Raw genomic sequence first — 20256 nt, 5'->3', positions numbered from 1 at the left:
GTTATTCAAAAATAAAAAGAGATACTACTGCTGAAAATGGATTTAACGTTTTGTTGGCTAATGGTGAAGATAAAGAGTAAAAAGGAAAAAGGGATAAGGCAAAAGTTAGTTCACTTTTCCCTTATCCCCTTTTACTTATCCCTCAAATTATTACCCAACCAAGTTGATTACTTTGCCGGGAACTATAATAACTTTATTCGGCGTTCTGCCCTCCAATTGTTTGATGGTACGCTCGTCTGCCATTACGATTTCCTGTATTTGCGCTACGGTTAAATCCAAAGGCAACTTGATGGTGAAACGCATTTTGCCGTTAAACGAAACCGGATACTCTTTTTCCGATTCTACCAAGTATTTTTCTTCGCAAACCGGAAAAGGAACAGTAGAAACAGAACCTTGATGACCTAATTGCTCCCAAAGTTCTTCGGCTATGTGCGGCGCATAAGGAGAAATTAAAACTGCTAATGGTTCTAAAATCGCTCTGTGATGGCATTTCATCGAAGCCAATTCGTTTACACAAATCATAAACTGCGACACCGAAGTGTTGAACGAGAAATTCTCGATGTCTTCCGTCACTTTTTTGATGGTTTTGTGAAGCGATTTGTACATGTCGGCGGTCGGTTCGTCGTTAGTCACAATCAATCCGTTATCGTCAAAATACAAACGCCATAGTTTTTTCAAGAAACCTGACACTCCGGTAATTCCCGCGGTATTCCAAGGTTTGGCTTGTTCTAACGGACCGAGGAACATTTCGTATAAACGCAAAGTGTCGGCGCCGTAATCGTTACAAATGTCATCCGGATTTACGACGTTGTATTTGGATTTAGACATTTTTTCGACTTCTCTATGAACTGATAAAATCTTAATTGATTTTCCGTTTATTATAGATTCTCCATCAAAATATGAAGAATTCATGATATCTATTTTATATCTGTTATTATCCTCTAATTCATCAATTACAATTTCATTCTTTAAATTAACATAATTAACATCAATTGCAGTTTTATAACATATGAAATTGAATGGTAATCCCTTTAATTCTTCATTAAATTGAAGATAAGAATTCATCTCATCCATTAAGAAACTTTTTAAAATGTTAGGAAGAATTTCTATTGAACCTCCATTTACAAATTGAGAATATAACTCTTTTGTAATTATTACTTGTGTTTGACCGCTTTTATCACCAAATCTAACTTGCAAGACAAATAAAAATGCACTTTCTCCCAAAATCATCCCTTGATTGATCAATTTCTTGAACGGTTCTTCGGTAGGTGCAAAACCTTTGTCTTTTAAAAATTTGTTCCAAAAACGCGAGTACAACAAGTGGCCGGTGGCGTGTTCGCTTCCGCCTATGTATAAATCTACGTTTTCCCAATATTTTAAGGCGTCGGCTGAGGCAAACTCGGCATTGTTGTGCGCGTCCATATAACGCATCCAATACCAGGAACTGCCTGCCCAACCCGGCATGGTGTTTAACTCTAAAGGGAAGACGGTTTGATGGTTAATCCATTCGTTGCTCACTACTTTATTGGCAACAGTATCCCAAGCCCAATCCGTAGCATTACCTAAAGGTGGTTGACCGTCTTCGGTGGGTAAATATTTTTCTACTTCGGGTAAAACGATTGGCAAGTATTTTGGGTCAATCATTTGCGGCAAGCCGTTCACATAATACACCGGAAACGGTTCACCCCAGTAGCGTTGGCGAGAGAAAACCGCATCGCGCAAACGGTAGTTGGTTTTGCCTTTCCCCTGCCCGATTTTTTCTAAGGCTTCAATCGCTTTTTTAGTGCCTTCTTTGTAGCCCAAGCCATTTAGGAAATCTGAGTTCACCAATTGGAATCCTTCTTTAGCGGCAAAGGCTTCTTGCGAAATATCTTGGTTGAAAATGTTTTTAATTTCGGGCATCCCGTTTTGTCCTTTGAAGAAATGGGCAAAAGCATAATCTCTTTCGTCACCGCAAGGTACAGCCATTACTGCTCCGGTGCCGTAACCGGCCAAGACGTAATCGCCTATCCAAACCGGAATCGGTTCTTTGGTAAACGGATGTTCGGCATAAGCGCCGGTAAAAACGCCTGAAATGGTTTTGACATCGGCCATTCTTTCACGCTCAGAGCGTTTGGCGGTGGCTTCAACATAAGCTTCCACGGCAGCTTTTTGTTCCGGAGTGGTGATTTTAGCAACCAATTCGTGTTCCGGTGCCAAAGTCATAAACGTAACGCCGAAGATGGTGTCAGGTCTTGTTGTGAAGACGTCGATAAAAAGTTCCGAGTTGCGGGTTGCGGGTTGCGGGTTTTGAACTTGAAACTTCACCATAGCTCCGACGGATTTTCCAATCCAGTTTCGCTGACTTTCTTTAATGGATTCGCTCCAGTCAATAGTGTCTAAACCTTGTAATAAACGTTCGGCATAAGCGGAGATGCGCATCGACCATTGGGTCATTTTTTTGCGAATGACCGGATGACCGCCGCGTTCGGAAACGCCGTTAACAATTTCGTCGTTGGCTAAAACGGTTCCTAAAGCCGGACACCAGTTGACTTCGGTTTCGGCTAAGTAAGTTAATCTGTATTGAAGTAATATTTTTTGTTGTTCGTCTGAAGAGAAAGCGTTCCATTCTGCAGCTGAAAATGGTGTGATATTATCGTCGCAAACCGCATTAACCGTCGCATTTCCTTCTTTTTCGAAAATAGCGATTAGTGTGGCAATGTCTTCGGCTTTGTTCGTATCGTTGTTGTACCACGAGTTGAACAATTGGATGAAAATCCACTGCGTGTGTTTGTAATAATCGGGATTAGAAGTGCGTACTTCTCTACTCCAATCAAAAGAAAAACCGATTTTGTCTAATTGCTCACGGTAACGGGCAATGTTTTCACGAGTGGTTTTTTCCGGATGTTGTCCGGTTTGGATGGCGTATTGCTCGGCCGGCAACCCAAAAGAATCATAGCCTTGCGGATGCAATACGTTAAAACCTTTGTGGCGTTTGAAACGCGCAACGATATCGGAAGCGATGTAACCCAGTGGATGCCCAACGTGTAAGCCGGCTCCGGAAGGATACGGAAACATGTCGAGTACGTAATACTTGGGTTGTTGGTCTTCGACAGGCTCAGACTGACAGGGCTGTTTTGCCGCAAACGTTTGGTTTTGGGCCCAATACTGTTGCCATTTGGCTTCGATTTTTTCGTGGAAATATTTCATTCGTCGTTTATATTGTTTTTTATCGGTCTCATGCAGTCGCTCTTGCGAGCTCGAGTCATTCTTATAAAGGTTCTAAGGCACTGAGGCGCTAAGGTTCTAAGGTTTTTGATTCGTTTACTTTTTAGCCCCGATTGCAGCAAGTATCCTTTTTTTATTAAGGCGTCTCTATTTTGCCGAACGTGACAAAAAAGATACTGCGGAAAGCGGGAAAATGGACGGCTGAAAATGCCCGAACCATTCGCTTCCCAAACTCAATTTGGGACAAGCCTAAAAATTTTAGCCGCAAATTTACATTTAATATAATAAAGTTAAAAGTTTGTGCGTTATAAAGGGGAAAAACAATTTTCTTTATTATTTTTACCCCATAAAATACAGTCTATGGCATCATCATTTGAAAAGTTTCAGAAACGCAGGGTAATTACCTCTTATTTTTCAGTAGTGTTGAGTATCTTTTTAGTGCTGTTCTTGTTGGGTTTATTGGGGCTTTTTGTATTGAATTCCAAGCGCATTTCTAACAATTTTAAAGAAGAAATTGCGATGACCGTGTTCTTTAAAAACGACGCTAACGATACCATCATCAAGGCTTTTGACGAAGAGTTGAAAACGGCCAAATTCGCCAAATCTTTCGAATACGTTTCTAAAGAAAAAGCAGCCGAAATGCATAAAAAAGACATAGGCGAAGATTTTATGCAGTTCTTAGGCGTGAATCCGCTGCAAAATTCCTTCGACATTTATTTGAAAGCCGATTATGTGGTGAACGACAGTATTGCTAAAATCCAAAACCGTTTGCGCAAAAACGAGATGATTGCGGATATTGTTTACGATAAACAATTGGTGGATAAAGTTAACGACAAAATTCAAGAAGTGAGTCTGTGGATACTGATTTTCAGCGGTATTTTTACAGTTATTTCAGTGTTGCTCATCAACAGTTCATTGCGTTTGTCCATTTATGCGAATCGCTTTATTATTAAAACGATGCAAATGGTAGGTGCTACTAAATCATTCATCCGCAAACCATTTATTGTTAGAAGTTTAATTTTAGGATTGATTGGTTCGCTATTGGCGGTATTTGCTTTGATTGGCGTTTTGGTGTATTTTGAAACCAACTACGACAACTTGGGCATTATGGACAATCAACTGGCTATATCCGCTGTTTTATTAGGCGTTGTGGTTTTAGGAATGCTGATTACTTGGTTGAGTACCTTTTTTGCTACCCAACGCTTTTTGAATTTAAGAACAGACGATCTTTATTGATTGTTGATTGAAGAATAGCGATTTTTGATATAAGAATTTAAGAAATAATACATGAAAAACAACGAGCAAAAACCGGATTTTCTTTTTGAAAAGGTAAACTACAAAATATTACTGATTGGTATTGCCGTAATTGCTTTGGGTTTTATCCTAATGAGTGGTGGTGGCAGCAATGACCCGAATGTATTCAATGAAGATGTATTCAGTTTCCGCAGAATTCGTTTGGCGCCAACCGTAGTTTTGATTGGTTTCGGGATTACCATTTATTCGATTTTCAAGAAAAGTAAATAGACGTATTAGACACCTTAGATTGTTGGACTTCTTAGAAGTGTTTATCTAAGGTCTAATAATCTAATAATCTAACAATCTAACCATGGATTACATTCAAGCGATACTCATCGCCATCGTGGAAGGCTTAACCGAATACTTGCCGGTTTCTTCAACAGCTCACATGATTTTTACCAGTTCTTTTTTTGGCATACAAGAAGACGACTTTGTAAAATTGTTTCAGGTTTCGATACAATTCGGAGCGATTTTGGCCGTAGTGGTTTTGTATTGGCGGAAGTTTTTTGATTTCAGCAAACTCAGCTTCTATGTGAAATTGGCTTGTGCAGTAATTCCGGCCTTAGTGTTGGGAAAATTGTTTGATGACAAGATTGAAGCCGTGTTGGGCGACCCCATTCCAATAGCGATTGTTTTAATTCTTGGCGGGATTGTGCTTTTATTTATTGACGGTCGTTTTAACCATCCTACTGTGGCACATGAAGAAGACATTACCGTTAAAAAAGCCGTTACCATTGGCTTTTGGCAATGTTTGGCCATGATGCCCGGCACCAGTCGCTCTGCGGCCTCCATTATTGGTGGGATGCAACAAGGATTAACCCGAGAAACGGCTGCAGAATTTTCGTTTTTCTTGGCGGTTCCTACCATGTTGGCGGTAACTACTTATTCTTTATTTTTAAAGACTTACGAAGCGTCACAACTCAAAGGTTATGAGCTATTGACACAATCTTCCGATAATTTAAAAATGTTTTTAGTAGGTAACATCGTGGCTTTTATAGTAGCTGTGATTGCCATTAAATTTTTTATCGGTATCATTAAAAAATACGGTTTTAAACCTTGGGGTTATTACCGAATTGTGGCCGGTATGGCTTTGCTAATTTACTTCTCCTTAAACCGATAAGCTTTGAAAACGGCTGAAGATTTTTTGCAAGGTCAGGTCTTGCTCATAGACAAACCGCTCACTTGGTCGTCTTTTCAGGCGGTGAACAAGTTGAAATACGTTTTAAAAAGAAAATACAATCTTCCTAAAAAATTTAAAATCGGTCATGCCGGCACTTTAGATCCGTTGGCCACAGGATTGCTCATTGTGTGCACCGGAAAGTTTACCAAAATGATTCCGGACATCCAAGGTCAGGCGAAAGAATACACCGGAACCATAGTCTTAGGCGCCACCACGCCGTCGTATGATATGGAAACGGATGTTGATGCTACTTTCCCGACCGAACATATTACTGCTGAGTTAATAGAAGCCACGCTTCAACAGTTTTTAGGCGAAATCGACCAAAAGCCTCCGGTATTTTCGGCCATCAAAAAAGACGGCAAAAGGTTGTACGAGCACGCGCGCGAAGGTTCTGAAGTGGAAATTGAAGCCCGAAAAACCACCATTTACGAATTTGAGATTACCCGTATGGCATTGCCGGAAATTGATTTCAGAGTCAAATGCAGCAAAGGCACTTACATTCGTTCCTTGGCTTACGACTTTGGAAAGGTTTTGCAATCAGGCGGTTATTTGTCGGTTTTACGCCGCACAAAAATTGGCGACTACTCCGTTGAAAACGGCATCACTCCGGAGGCTTTTGAGCTAAAAATCAATACCGATGAAGCTTAACATATTGCTGCTTTTTCTGGTTTTGTTTCAAGTAGGCTTTGCTCAAGTAGTAGAAGTAAGACCGGAAATGTTTCCCGAAGACGACAAACCCTTTTATACAAAATTTGAACTTTCTTCTCCTTTAAGAGTCAACCAATATGCGGGAGAAATCAATCCGTACACCGGAGAAGAAGAACCTTGGTTTTTGTTGGATGGTTTGAGTGCCAGAGCCGGAATCGGAACACATTACGACAAATGGGTTGGCGTTGGAGTAAACATCGGCATCGACTGGAAGGCCAACAAAGGCTTGATTGTTGCACCCGTTTTTGGTTCCTTTCGCTTGAGTCCCAAAGTAGGCGAAGACACCAGAATCACTACTGAAATTGGCTACGGCAGAAGCCTTTCGCTAACCGGCGATAAGCTGTCCGGGAATTTTCAAAAAATCAGCTTAGGCCTGGAAGACGACGACAGTGGTTTGGGCCTGTATGTAGAATTGTGCCAATACGGCTTTTCTAAAGTTACCCCGGAAAGAATTGGCAGTTTCTCGATTGGCTTATACTACATTATGTTTTAACTCGGCTGCCGCCATTACTGCCATGATCTCCTTTTGGGTGGACAAGCCTTTATCGTGCAGATACCAAAGTTGTAAATTGGTTTTCGCAGTTTCATCAACCACACCGTGTTCGGCTTTGTAATCTAAAATCAATTGTTTGGCTCCTTGCGGTCTTGGCCCGAAATCGCCTAAAACTTCTAAAGTATTTTTATCTAAGATGATCAACTTGGGAATACTTCTGGCGCCGTTGGTTAGGAACAAATTCATCAAAGCATTGTTGTCATCACGCAGGGCTATTTTCATTTCAATATTCGGAGACAACTCAGCCATTTTATGAAAAATCGGCACCAATTGCGCAGCGTCGCCACACCAACCTTCAGAAATAACCAACCAAAGATAGTCGCCTTTTAACGCCTTTAGTTGTTCGACAAATTCTGCTGCTATAGTCATCGTTTTTTCCAAACGATTCATTCTCGTGACATTGAGTTCAGAATAATGCGTAAGCGCTTCTGATTGCTCATGACCGGTAGATTTACGTTCTTTTAATAGGGTATCTATAGTGTTTCTGTAGGTTTCGTAGGTTATACTGTTTGCTAAACTGCTTTGGATGATGGTTTCCATAAAACTTTGATTTGATGCCGCAAAGCTACAAAACCAAAGAGGATTTAAAAGTAATTAATGTTACCAAACAATATTTTTAACGAATAACACAAAAAAACAGAATATGTTTATATTTGCAACACTTTTGACTTTGGATTGTTTGGCAGATTATAAACCGAAATGTAAAGGCTGTTCCGAATAACTCCTACAAAAGAAAAACACAACTAATAATGTAAGCTCAAAGAGCAACAATCTAACTCCTAACTAAAAACAGATACGGATGAAATACAAAAGAATTCTTCTGAAATTGAGTGGCGAAGCCCTGATGGGTGACAAACAATACGGTATCGACCCTAAGCGTTTGGCCGAATATGCAGACGAAATCAAAGAAATCCACGATAAAGGTGTAGAAATCGCTATTGTTATCGGAGGCGGAAATATTTTCAGGGGCGTTGCCGGAGCGAGTAACGGTATGGATCGAGTACAAGGCGATTATATGGGGATGTTAGCCACTGTAATTAACGGAATGGCGCTGCAAGGTGCTTTGGAGGACAAAGGCATGTTGACTCGTTTGCAAACTGCCTTGAAAATTGAAGCTATCGCCGAACCTTACATCAAAAGAAGAGCCGTGCGCCATTTGGAAAAAGGCAGAATTGTAATTTTCGGAGCCGGAACCGGAAACCCGTATTTCACCACCGATACCGCAGCTGTTTTACGCGGCATTGAAGTACACGCCGATGTGATTTTAAAAGGAACTCGCGTTGACGGTGTTTACGATGCCGATCCGGAGAAAAACCCGAATGCCGTGAAGTTTGAAAGCATTACTTTTGACGATGTCCTTAAAAAAGGATTGAATGTAATGGATACGACAGCATTCACCTTGAGTCAGGAAAATGAATTGCCGATAGTGGTATTCGACATGAATAAAAAAGGCAACTTACTCAAAATTTGCGAAGGCGAAAACGTAGGAACAGTAGTAAAAATATAGACCGCTTAGACTGACTTAGATTATTAGACTCTTACAATAGTCTAAATATCTGACAATCTAAAAATCTAACAATCTAAATAGAAAATGGAAGAAATTGAATTTATCTTAGACAGCACCAAAGAATCTATGAACGGTTCTGTGGCGCATTTGGAAAAAGAATTTTTAAACATCCGCGCCGGAAAAGCATCACCTCAAATGTTAGGTGGTGTGTTTGTTGACTATTACGGTTCACAAACGCCATTATCTCAAGTAGCCAACATTAACGTTCCCGATGCTCGTACTATTACGGTTACGCCTTGGGAAAAAAGCATGTTGCATCCTATCGAAAAAGCCATCATGATTGCTAATTTAGGGTTTAACCCTATGAACAATGGTGATAATATTATCATTAGCGTTCCGCCGCTTACTGAAGAAAGAAGACGCGATTTGGTAAAACAAGCCAAAGCGGAAGCTGAAGACGCTAAAATCGGTATCCGAAACGCTCGTAAAGATGCCAATACCGATATCAAAAAATTAGAAAAAGAAGGTACTTCGGAAGATGTTTGCAAAAAAGCAGAAGAAGATGTTCAAAAATTAACCGATGCTTACATCAAAAAAATTGAAGAACATTTGGCCATCAAAGAAGCCGAAATTATGAAAGTGTAACTTTTGTTAATTCCATACTAAAATCCGTCTCGTACGGATTTTTTTATTCCTATTTTTGTAAGCCTTTTTGTGTCAACACCTTTCCAATGAAGCTACTTACTTTTTTGTTTCTTTTTTGCACTTTGTCGCTTCAGGCACAGTTTCAAATTAATGGTGTTGTTAAAGATTCCGAAACCAAAAAAGCCTTGTCTTTTGCCACCTTAGCCACAGAAAACGGCACCGTTTCCATAGCCGATGTCGATGGCAAATTCAGCTTTACTTTACTTACACCACCGGAGATTTTGAAAATCTCTTATGTTGGGTATCAATCGCAAACCATTTCTCTATTCGAAAAGAAACCTTACTTCACCGTCTTGCTAACACCGCAAACCGATGCCCTGAAAGAAGTAGTGCTTAACTCTGAAAATCCGGCAAACGACATTATCCGCAAAGTCATTTTAGCCAAAGACAACAACAATCCGCTCAAAAAACTCAAAACCTTCCAGTACAAAACCTATAACAAACTCTTAGTAACCGCTAATCCTGATTCTATTTCGGGTAAAATTGACACTGTTTATGTTGATTTTGCCACCAAAGATAAAGTGGCCAAAATAGATTCCTCCGACTACAAATTCAAAAAACTCATCACCAAACAACATTTGTTTTTAACCGAAAAAGTCTCTCAGTTTCAATTCGAAAAACCGCTATTGAAGGAAACCATATTAGGAACCAAAATGGCCGGTTTTAAAGAGCCAATTTATGAATTGCTGGGTTTTAGTTTGCAATCGTCTTCGGTGTATGACGACAAATACGAACTGTTCGAAACCAAATACAAAAGCCCTATTTCTGACAGGGCGCTCAAAGAATATCGGTATAAAATTTTAGACACTACCACCATAGAAAACCGAGAAGTTTTGGTGATTTATTTTAAGAATAAAATCAGCCGAAAAGGACTGGAAGGCTTGCTCTACATCGACAGTGAAAATTACGCAGTAGCGAAGGCTGTCATGCGCATTCGCAGCGTTTTGAATATTACCGGAACACATGAATTCGACTATTTGAGTGAAGAAAAAATTTGGTTTCCGATGCGCAAAAACTTCAAAATCATCAAAGGCAAAAGCAAAGAGCCAACCGCTGTTTTAGGAGGTCGAATTGAGTTTGCCGCCGAAGACGACAATGAAAATCAAATTCGAAAAGACGCTTCCGATTTTACCTATCTCGCCTCCGAAATGCAAGTCTATGATTTGCAAGTGAACCCGAAATTAAAAATCAAAAAAACAGCCATCGCGATTGACGTTAAGGCCAATGCCAATCAGAGAGACGAAGCCTTTTGGCAAGACAACAGAAGCGACAGTTTAGACACCAGAAGTGAAAGAACCTACGTAGTTTTAGACAGCGTAGTGACAAAAGAAAAAATTGAGAAAAAAATCAAATTCGGACGAAAAATCATCAACGGTTATTTGCCTTTCGGGCCAATTGACTTTGACTTGCGCTACTTGTTGAGCTACAACAATTACGAGGGATTTCGTTTGGGTATTGGCGGCGTAACCAACGAACAATTTTCTAAAATATTCCGTTTGGAAGGTTACACTGCTTACGGTTTAAAAGACGAAAAAAGCAAATACCATATAGGTAGCGCCATCCGCGTAGGCAACTTCTCGAACACCTGGATTGGCGGCTCTTATACCGATGATGTTCGGGAGATTGCTAGTACCAATTTTGCTATTGACAAAAGGGTTTTTAAATTATACGATCCGCGCCCGATTAACATCAGCACCTTTTACAACCATCAAACCTGGCGCGCGTTTATAGAAACCAAAATCATTCCTAAAACCGAAAGTATTTGGCAAATTGCCCACAGCGACATCCAGCCTTTATTTGATTATACCTTTGTGTATCAAGACCAACTGTTCCGCAATTTTGCTATGACTTCTGCCATGGTATCCATCCAATGGAATCCGAACAGCGCTTATATGCAAACGCCAAACGGCAAAATTGAATATGAAAAACGCTATCCGAAATTCACTTTTCAATTGACTAAATCACTGTCGAATCTCTTCAACAACGACTTCGAGTTCAGCAAAATTGATGCGCGCATCGAATACGAAAAAAAATACCTCAACGGCCAAAAATCGGCTGTGTTGCTCCAAGGCGGTTATGTTTTCGGCGACTTACCATTGACGCATTTGTACAATACTTCGCCCAACAATTTAACCAAAGACAACCTATTGCAAAGAATCACGATTGCCGGTAAAAACAGTTTTGAAACCATGTATTTCAATGAGTTTTTCTCAAGCGAGTTCGTGATGTTGCAATTCAAACACGGCTTCAAACGCGTGGAATTATTTAAAAAAGTAAAACCGTCTTTGGTGTTGGTAACACGTATGGCTTGGGGCAATCTTAAAAATCCGGAAGACCATATCGGTATTGAATTCAAGACTTTAGACCGTGGTTTCTTTGAATCGGGCATCGAGTTGAACCAAATTTACAAAGGTTTCGGTTTGACCGGATTTTACCGTTATGGTCCGAATCAATTGGCGCGTTTGGAAGACAACATTGCCATTAAATTGAGTTTTGTTCTTGATTTAGGACTGTAAAAAAGGCCAACAATCTAACGATTATCAGCCTTCGCAATATTTTCAGATTTCTTCTGTTTAAGGTTTTATAATCAACACCGACGGAATGTCCTGCAACCACGACACTTCTTCATCCACCAAATGCTTCCAGGTTTCTAAACTGAAAATCACCAAATCTTGCTCCAATAAAAATGGCTTTGTGATTTGTTTTGGTTGAAAAACATCAAACTTATCACCGTGTTTTTGCTCCAAAGCTTCTAATGAATTTTGAATCAAAAAGTTATTTTTGGTGTGGTCATTATTGTCTAAAATGGTTACTTGTGCCTGATTGTTTTGCATAAGTCGTTGCGCATAATCTATCAGGAAAACATCTCCAACACTGTATATCCCCAGGAAAACCTTATTGACTTGCTTTAAATCTTTGTCGATTAAAATCCCAAGCGGTGTTTTGGTTTTAGAGATGATTAATCGGGTTCTGTCGTCGAAAGGAGAGTTTTCAAACAAGCCTTCTTTCCCTTTGAATTTGTCCAACAAACGATCCGGATTGATGATTCTGGAAGTAAAGCCCAATACTTTACCCAAAATAGTTCCTTCAAAAATAGATTTTCCCAAACCTACCAAAACCAAATCGTATTTTCCTTCAAAAGCCACATCGGCAATATCGGTTTCTATATCTCCGGTGGCTTTGAAAATGGTGGTAATCTCTTGGTTGAGTTTTTTCGACTCTTTGACTATAGGGTCAAATGTTTCCTTTTCGTATTCTTCTATGTTAAAAGCGTGCATTTCGTCGCTCATGGTTAAATGCATCGCTGTCACGTTAGCCGCTTCGGGTTGACCTTTTACCAAACTATTGGCCAAGCGCAACAAGGATTTTCCCTTTTCGTTATTCCCAAAAGAAATCAAGATTTTGAACTTCGAATTCTTCTTCACTTCCGAAGGAATAATAACGTCTTTGGTTTTAAAAATAAAGTTGATGATATCGAGCGCCGGTCCTGTCATAAACGTAGTAACCAAAGCCATAATCACCATCATGGTAAACACTTTTGGCGATAAAACGCCGAGTTCATAACCGATGTTCAATACGACCAACTCCATCAATCCGCGGGTATTCATTAAGGCGCCGATGGTCCAGCTTTCCCGCCAATTTTGGCCAACGAATCGTGCGGCTAAAGCGCTACCAAAAAACTTTCCTACTACGGCAACTAAAATGATATAGCCGGTAATTTTCCACAAATAAGGCTCGTTTATCAATCCGATTTCTGTACGCAAACCGGTAAAAACAAAGAACAACGGTAATAATAAAATCACCGAAACATCTTCTACTTTTTCAATAAATACATTTCTAAATTTGGTAATATCGGGCATAATGGCGCCGGCCATAAAGGCACCGAAAAGCGCATGAATGCCTATCACTTCGGTCAAATAAGCAGAAACCATTAAGGTCAGGAAAAAGATAGCTACTACCGATTTTTTGATGTTTTCTTTCTTAGCGTACAAATCGCCTACACGCTTTAAAAACGGTTTCACCACAAAAAGCATCATCAACACATACAAAACCGCCAAACCTATTATGTACAGCGAACTCACAAAACTGCCGGCTTTTACAATGGCAATTACGGCGGCCAACAAACACCAAGCGGTGATATCATCTGCGGCGGCGCAAGTAATAACAATGGTTCCCAATCGGGTTTTGTGAATGCCTCGCTCTTGAACAATTCGGGCCAACACCGGAAAAGCCGTGATACTCATAGCAATTCCCATAAATAAGGCAAATGATAAAAATTCGACACCTTCCGGCGTAAATTCGTGATTCTGATAAATGAAATAAGACAATCCAATCCCTAAGGCAAACGGAATAACAATACTGGCATGACTGATGACGACAGCATCGTTGGCTTTGTTTTTGAGCACTTTTAAGTCGAGTTCCATTCCAATAACAAACATGAACAAAATCAACCCAACCTGACTCAACACTTGCAAATTGCCTAAGGAAGCCACCGGAAACAAGGCTTCTTTTAAATCGGGAAAATACAGCCCAAATAACGATGGCCCGAGTACAATTCCGGCAATAATTTCTCCTATTACAGACGGTTGGCCTATTTTTCTGAAAATCCAACCAAAAATACGCGCCACTATGACGATGGAAATAATTTGTACGAGCAATAACGCTAACGGATGCTGCAAGTTATGAAACAGCGAACTCAAGAATTGTATCCACTGGCTGTCGGATGAAGTAGGTGAAACTATTTTTCTGCCAACTTCTAAAAGTTTGCCTTGCTCAATTATCCAATACATCAAGGCTGTAAAACCACCGGTAATGATTAGGTAAAATAATGTATTCTTTAAATTTCTCATCCGAAAAAGTTGTGCTTGTGCTTACAAAGATGCTAAAAAGCCGCGTATTTTTTTAACTTTTTTTACAACGATAACCATTAATTAAAATCAGCTTGAAAATTAAAGCAAAAATTAAGAAAACTTTACCCTACATCATCCGAATTTTTTGAGGTTTTGTTTACCTTTGCAACCCATTTTAGGTTTTATGAAAAAGTTGTTAGGTATTGGTTTTTGGGAATTAGTGGCCCGAATTATTCTGAGAAACAGAATTGTCATTTTGGGCAGTATCATTCTGATTACCGTATTGCTTTCCCTACAATGGAAGAACATTCGCTTTACCCAAACCGAAGCCAATTTGATTCCGGCCGACGACAAAGTGAATGTTGACTATCAAAAATTTTTGAACCAATTTGGTGAAGAAGGCAATTTAATCGTCATTGCCACCAAAGACAATCGTTTATTCACCCCAAAAGTTTATGCCGCTTGGAGCGAGTTGATGACGACTATCAAATCACACAAAGAAGTGAGTTTGGTGGTTTCGGTAGACAACTTGCAAAAACTGACCAAAAACGATTCGCTGGAGACTTTCGAACTCAAACCATTGGTAGATTCGAATAAAGTTCAAGATGAAAAGTATCTGAAAGCCATCAAAACCGAATTGTTTACCCGCTTGCCGTTTTACGAAGGCTTGTTGTTCAACAAAAAAACCGGTGCGGTTCGTTCAGCCATCTATCTCGATAAAAAAATTGTAAACACTAAAGCCAGAAAAGATTACGTTTTAAACGATTTGATTCCGGCCATAGAAAAATTTGAGAAAGCTACAACTATAGACCTGCATACTTCAGGCATGCCTTACATTAGAACTCTGAATGCCAAAACCATCATTGATGAGATTGGCCTGTTCATTGGCGCGGCTTTGTTGATTACTTCGCTGATTTTTTTCTACTTTTTCCGCTCTTTCCGCGCTACGTTAATCTCGTTGATAGTAGTAATGATTGGTGTAATGTGGTCTTTCGGATTGATGGGATTACTGGGTTACGAAATCACCGTTTTGACTGCTTTAGTGCCGACTTTGGTGATTGTAATCGGAATACCGAATTGTATTTTCTTCATCAACAAATACCATCAGGAATACCACAAACATTCCAATAAAGCCAAAGCCTTACAACGCGTTATTACCAAAACCGGAACGGCTACTTTGATGACTAACATCACTACTGCTGTTGGATTTGCCACTTTTATAGCGACCAATAATGTATTGTTGAGAGAATTTGGCGTAATCACTACCATTAACATTTTGGCCATTTATACGCTGAGTTTGCTGGTGATTCCGATATTTTTCAGCTACATTCCATCGCCTATCCCAAGACATTTAGGCCATTTGGAAAGAGAATCGTTGACTTCCTTTTTGAGTTGGATTGTGAACACCGTAAAATACAACCGATTAGGGGTTTATATTACTGCGATTTGTTTGTTGGTTTTTGGTATAGTCGGTATCAATAAAATTAGAATTTCAGGCAGTATTATCGAAGACATGCCAAAAAAAACGGCCTTCTTTGAAGACATTCGCTTCTTTGAGAAAGAATTTGACGGTGTGATGCCTTTGGAAATCATGATTAATACCAAGCGAAAAAACGGCGCCATGAAAGGCAGCAACTTGCGCAGAATGGAAGAATTAGAGCAAACCATTATCGACATACCGGAATTGTCCAAACCCTTGTCGATTGTAAACATTGCCAAAAGTTTCAACCAAGCGTATTACAACGGAAATCCTGATTTTTACACTTTACCTTCGACTAATGAAGAAATGTTTTTGTTGCCGTACATTAAGAATTCCATCAAAAAAACCAAAGACAACCAACTTAAAAGTTATATCTCTGCCGACGGAAGTATTGCCCGTATGACCACTTTTATCAAAGACGAAAACGGTGAAAAAATGGAAGCCATCGAAGCACACATTCGCAATAAAGTTGACAAATTATTCCCATCGCCAAGATATGAAGTCATCATCACCGGAAAACCATCCGTATTTCAAAAAGGAACGCAGTATTTGTTAGACAACTTATTGTCTTCTTTACTGTTTGCGTTTTTCCTAACCGGAGGATTGGTGGCTATTATGTTTCGTTCCTTCAAAATGGTGTTGGTTTCTATCATCCCGAATTTGTTACCACTTATCATGACCGCCGGTTTGATGGGCTTTTTGGGCATTCCGTTAAAGCCTTCTACATTGTTAGTTTTCGGGATCGCTTTCGGAATGTCAGTCGACGACACCTTGCGCTTTTTGGCCCAATACCGATTGGAGTTGTCGCGCAACGATTGGAAAATCAAGAAATCGGTTTTTGCTACCTTTGATGATGCCGGAATCAGTATGTTTTACACGTCAATCGTATTGTTTTTCGGATTCTCGGTTTTCATGTTATCGAGCTTTGGCGGCACAGTAGCTTTGGGCGGATTGGTCGCTTTGACGCTTTCTTTCGGGATGCTTTCTAATTTGGTACTATTGCCTTCTTTGGTACTTTCGCTAAACAAAACATTGGCTAACCAACAAGAATTGCCTGAGCCAACCATCGATATCTTAGAACACACTGATGAAGAGATAGAGGCATTAGAAAAAAACAATAAATAATTTATCTTTGCGTTAAGATTCTAAATCTAATAGTTAAAATTTAATATCTGATATTTCAATGAGACATTCAAAAGTAAAAGACTTACTGAGCAGCGAGAAAACGAATTATGAGGTAACCGTTAAAGGTTGGGTAAGAACTTTTAGAAACAATCAGTTTATTGCTTTGAACGATGGTTCAACCATTCATAACTTACAGTGTGTAGTTGATTTTGAAAACACACCTGAAGCTACTTTAAAAAGAATCAACACCGGAACTGCCGTGGCTTTAACCGGACAATTGGTAGAAAGTCAAGGTGCCGGTCAAAAATATGAAATCCAGGTTTCCCAATTGGAAATTTTGGGCGATTGCGATGCGGAGAAATTCCCAATGCAACCTAAGAAACACTCTTTGGAATTCTTGAGAGAAAATGCGCATTTGCGTGTGCGTACCAATGCGTTCGGAGCCATCATGAGAGTGCGTTCAGTATTGGCCCATGCGGTTCATACCTATTTTCAAGACAGAGGTTTTGTGTACGTGAACACGCCAATCATCACCGGAGCCGATGCTGAAGGTGCGGGCGAAATGTTCCAAGTGACTTCTTTGCCTTTGGATAATTTGCCTAAAAACGAAGAAGGTAACATCGATTACAAAAAAGATTTCTTTGGAAAACATACCAATTTAACCGTTTCCGGACAGTTAGAAGGTGAAACCTTCGCTATGGCTTTGGGTCAGATTTATACTTTTGGTCCAACGTTCCGCGCGGAAAACTCGAATACTTCTCGTCACTTGGCTGAATTTTGGATGATTGAGCCGGAAGTAGCGTTCAACGATTTGATTGACAACATGGATTTGGCAGAAGACTTTATCAAATTTGTCATCCAATATGCTGTTGACCGTTGCGGAGACGATTTGAAATTCTTAGAAGGCCGATTATTAGACGAAGAAAAACAAAAGCCTCAAGCGGAACGCAGCGAAATGGCCTTGTTAGAGAAATTGAACTTCGTTTTGAACAACGATTTCAAACGTGTTTCTTACACTGAGGCCATCGATATTTTAAGAGATTCGACTCCGAATAAAAAGAAAAAATTCCAATACCTTATTGAAGAATGGGGTGCCGATTTACAAAGTGAACACGAACGTTTCTTAGTAGAAAAACACTTCAAATGTCCGGTAATTTTGTTTGATTATCCGGCCAAGATTAAAGCGTTCTACATGCGTTTGAATGACAACACTGAACCGGGCAGAGAAACCGTTCGCGCCATGGACATCTTGTTCCCGGGTATCGGAGAAATCGTGGGCGGTTCTCAAAGAGAAGAGCGTTACGATGTTTTGGTAGAAAAAATGAAAGCCATCGGTATTGATGAAGAGGAATTATGGTGGTATTTAGACACCCGCCGATTTGGTTCGGCCGTTCACTCCGGCTTCGGATTAGGCTTTGAACGTTTGGTGCTTTTTGTAACCGGTATGACCAACATCAGAGATGTAATTCCGTTCCCGAGAACACCGCAAAATGCAGAATTTTAATAAAAGGGACTAAGGTGCTAAGGCACTGAGGTTCTAAGGTATAAAATATTAATCAATACGAGGAAACTCAGTGCCTCAGTGCCTTAGTTACTCAGCACCTTTTTTATGTTAAAACAATTTCTAAATCTTAAACTCACCCAAAAATTATCGCCTCAGCAAATCCAGCTGATGAAGTTAATTCAGTTGCCTACGCAAGCCTTTGAACAAAGGCTGAAAGAGGAATTGGTAGAGAATCCGGCACTGGAAAGCGGAAAAGAAGAAGAGGAATTGTATGAGAAAGACGAATTTGACAACAATGACGAGTACGATGAGTTCGACGATAACGAAAACATCGACACTGATGAAATTAATATCGACGAGTATTTAAGTGACGACGAAACACCCGAATACAAACTACAAGCCAACAACTACAGCGACGATGATGACGACCGTGAAATGCCGTTTGCCGCGCCGGTGAGCTTTCATCAGGATTTGATTAATCAATTGAATACTTTTATTTTAACCGATGAGCAACGTGAGATTGCTGAGTTTTTGGTGGGCAGTATAGACGATGACGGTTATTTACGAAGAAGCATTTCGGATATGGTGGATGATATGGCTTTCACCCAAGGCATCTATACCGATGAAAAAACGGTGGAAAAGATATTACACATTGTCCACGAGTTAGAACCTGCAGGCGTTGGTGCGCGCGACTTACAAGAATGTTTGTTATTGCAGTTGAAGCACAAAACACCTACTGAATCCGTTGAATTGGCCATCAACATCATTGAAAATCAGTTTGATGCTTTTACCAAAAAACACTACGAAAAACTACTACAGAAGTACGAGATTACCCAAGATCGCCTGAAAAAAGCCATCGAGGAAATCGAAAAACTAAACCCTAAACCGGGCGGTTCGTTTGACAGTAGTAGCCGAGTTATCGAGCAGATTGTGCCCGATTTTACCATCAGAATTGTAGATGGTGAGTTGGAGTTGACGCTCAATGGCAGAAATGCACCAACCTTGCATATTTCTAAAGATTATCAGGAAATGCTGCAAACGTATAAAGATTCTCGCGACAAATCGCACCAACAGAAAGATGCGGTGCAGTTCATCAAACAAAAATTAGATTCGGCCAAATGGTTTATTGACGCTATCAGACAACGCCAGGAAACGCTTTACGTAACGATGAATGCTATTATGCATTTCCAAAAAGAGTATTTTCTCGATGGCGAAGAAACCAAACTCAAACCAATGATTTTAAAGGATATTGCCGATATGGTTGGTTTAGATATTTCTACTGTTTCCCGTGTAGCCAACAGCAAATATGTGGATACGCCTTACGGCACTAAACTGATTAAAGAATTTTTCTCGGAAGCGATGAAAAACGACCAAGGCGAAGATGTATCAACTTTGGAAATCAAAAAAATTCTCAAAACGGTAATCGAAGAAGAAGACAAAACCAAACCGCTGCCGGACGATCAGTTGGCGGAAATCTTAAAAGAAAAAGGCTATCCTATTGCCCGAAGAACGATTGCCAAATACCGTGAATTATTAGATATACCTGTGGCCAGAATGCGCAAGAAAATTTAATCTTCTTTGGTTTTAAAACCTATTGCTTTTCTTTGAGTTGTATTGTCTTTTCTTTCCATCAACTCGTCTAAATAGTTAAAAACCAGTTCAATATTCTTGCTCTGGTTAGAAATCTTCTTCTTGATTGCTTCTATTTCCAATTTTAATTGTAAAGTGTCGGCATATACTTCTCGAATTTTGACAAACACCCTAATAATTTGAATGTTTACTTTAATGGCCGTTGGACTGCTCAATACACTCGACAACATAGCCACTCCTTGCTCGTTGAAAGCCATGGGAAGATATTTGGAGTGCTCGCCTCTCTTTAAGGTGCCAAATTGGCTCCTTAAAATTTCATACTCTTCTCGAGTCAACTCAAACATAAAATCTTCCGGAAAACGTTCGATATTTCTTCTGACCTGTCTTTTGAGTTGTTTAGTATCCACCTGATAAAGTGCTGCTAAATCGCTATCCAACATCACTTTCTGATTTCGAATCACGTATATTTTGCTTCCGATACTATCATCCGAGACGGTAATTTCGTGTGCCATAACCAACTTTATAATTGTCTTCAATCAAAACAAATACAA

Annotated in this window: 15 protein-coding genes; 11 read left to right on the top strand and 4 right to left on the bottom strand. The window is 39.8% G+C overall.

The features are described 5' to 3' along the window. Positions 1-150: 150 nt before the first annotated feature. Entirely contained in the window at positions 151-3189 is a 3039-nt protein-coding gene (locus ACJG85_RS04250; protein WP_412477001.1) for a leucine--tRNA ligase, read from the bottom strand. A 378-nt stretch (positions 3190-3567) separates the two neighbouring features. Between ACJG85_RS04250 and ACJG85_RS04245 the strand changes: the two genes are divergently transcribed. The 5 genes from ACJG85_RS04245 to ACJG85_RS04225 all read left to right on the top strand — a co-directional run bounded on the left by ACJG85_RS04245 (position 3568) and on the right by ACJG85_RS04225 (position 6884). Beyond that, positions 3568-4443 (top strand): cell division protein FtsX, encoded by an 876-nt coding sequence (locus ACJG85_RS04245; protein WP_412477000.1) that lies wholly within the window; start codon positions 3568-3570, stop codon positions 4441-4443. Between the two features lie 51 nt (positions 4444-4494). Next, on the top strand, positions 4495-4731 hold the full coding sequence (locus ACJG85_RS04240) for a DUF3098 domain-containing protein (protein WP_412464954.1): 237 nt from the start codon (positions 4495-4497) through the stop codon (positions 4729-4731). A gap of 82 nt (positions 4732-4813) precedes the next feature. After that, complete coding sequence (locus ACJG85_RS04235; protein WP_412476999.1) at positions 4814-5623, top strand: undecaprenyl-diphosphate phosphatase; 810 nt, start codon at positions 4814-4816, stop codon at positions 5621-5623. A gap of 3 nt (positions 5624-5626) precedes the next feature. Next, positions 5627-6331 carry a tRNA pseudouridine(55) synthase TruB gene (truB, locus tag ACJG85_RS04230; RefSeq protein WP_412464953.1) on the top strand — a complete coding sequence of 235 codons (705 nt, stop codon included), beginning with the start codon at positions 5627-5629 and terminating at the stop codon, positions 6329-6331. Continuing rightward, on the top strand, positions 6321-6884 hold the full coding sequence (locus ACJG85_RS04225; protein ID WP_409675948.1) for a hypothetical protein: 564 nt from the start codon (positions 6321-6323) through the stop codon (positions 6882-6884). Before truB ends, ACJG85_RS04225 begins: the two co-directional genes overlap by 11 nt. Here ACJG85_RS04225 and ACJG85_RS04220 read toward each other — a convergent pair. Continuing rightward, positions 6864-7484 (bottom strand): thioredoxin family protein, encoded by a 621-nt coding sequence (locus tag ACJG85_RS04220; RefSeq protein WP_409675945.1) that lies wholly within the window; start codon positions 7482-7484, stop codon positions 6864-6866. The two genes, ACJG85_RS04225 and ACJG85_RS04220, sit on opposite strands and share 21 nt — an antisense overlap. A gap of 259 nt (positions 7485-7743) precedes the next feature. Here ACJG85_RS04220 and pyrH point away from each other — a divergent pair, with 259 nt between their 5' ends. The 3 genes from pyrH (at position 7744) to ACJG85_RS04205 (ending at position 11672) form a co-directional block, all read left to right on the top strand. Continuing rightward, positions 7744-8451, top strand: coding sequence for a UMP kinase (gene pyrH, locus ACJG85_RS04215; RefSeq protein WP_409675942.1), 708 nt, complete (start codon positions 7744-7746; stop codon positions 8449-8451). 84 nt (positions 8452-8535) lie between these two features. Continuing rightward, positions 8536-9096, top strand: coding sequence for a ribosome recycling factor (gene frr / locus ACJG85_RS04210; RefSeq protein WP_412464951.1), 561 nt, complete (start codon positions 8536-8538; stop codon positions 9094-9096). Between the two features lie 86 nt (positions 9097-9182). Continuing rightward, positions 9183-11672, top strand: coding sequence for a DUF5686 family protein (locus ACJG85_RS04205; RefSeq protein ID WP_412476998.1), 2490 nt, complete (start codon positions 9183-9185; stop codon positions 11670-11672). Between the two features lie 57 nt (positions 11673-11729). Here the strand turns inward: ACJG85_RS04205 and ACJG85_RS04200 are convergent, their stop codons facing one another. After that, the gene (locus tag ACJG85_RS04200) at positions 11730-14006 is read right to left on the bottom strand and encodes a cation:proton antiporter domain-containing protein (RefSeq protein ID WP_409675933.1); all 2277 of its coding nucleotides are present in this window, start codon (positions 14004-14006) and stop codon (positions 11730-11732) included. A 184-nt stretch (positions 14007-14190) separates the two neighbouring features. On the opposite strand from ACJG85_RS04200, the gene ACJG85_RS04195 reads away from it, so the two are divergent. The 3 genes from ACJG85_RS04195 to rpoN all read left to right on the top strand — a co-directional run bounded on the left by ACJG85_RS04195 (position 14191) and on the right by rpoN (position 19687). Then, the gene (locus ACJG85_RS04195; RefSeq protein ID WP_409675930.1) at positions 14191-16611 is read left to right on the top strand and encodes an efflux RND transporter permease subunit; all 2421 of its coding nucleotides are present in this window, start codon (positions 14191-14193) and stop codon (positions 16609-16611) included. 58 nt (positions 16612-16669) lie between these two features. Further along, a complete protein-coding gene (gene asnS / locus ACJG85_RS04190; protein WP_409675927.1) occupies positions 16670-18115 on the top strand; it encodes an asparagine--tRNA ligase in 1446 nt (481 codons plus the stop codon). 105 nt (positions 18116-18220) lie between these two features. Then, positions 18221-19687, top strand: coding sequence for an RNA polymerase factor sigma-54 (rpoN, locus tag ACJG85_RS04185; protein ID WP_409675925.1), 1467 nt, complete (start codon positions 18221-18223; stop codon positions 19685-19687). On the opposite strand, the gene ACJG85_RS04180 is transcribed toward rpoN, so the two are convergent. Continuing rightward, complete coding sequence (locus tag ACJG85_RS04180; protein ID WP_412476997.1) at positions 19684-20217, bottom strand: ORF6N domain-containing protein; 534 nt, start codon at positions 20215-20217, stop codon at positions 19684-19686. The two genes, rpoN and ACJG85_RS04180, sit on opposite strands and share 4 nt — an antisense overlap. Positions 20218-20256: the final 39 nt, after the last annotated feature.

This window comes from Flavobacterium mekongense (assembly GCF_047038255.1).
In the GTDB taxonomy this organism is placed as follows: Bacteria; Bacteroidota; Bacteroidia; order Flavobacteriales; family Flavobacteriaceae; genus Flavobacterium; species Flavobacterium mekongense.
This window is presented reverse-complemented; position numbering and strand designations above follow the sequence as displayed.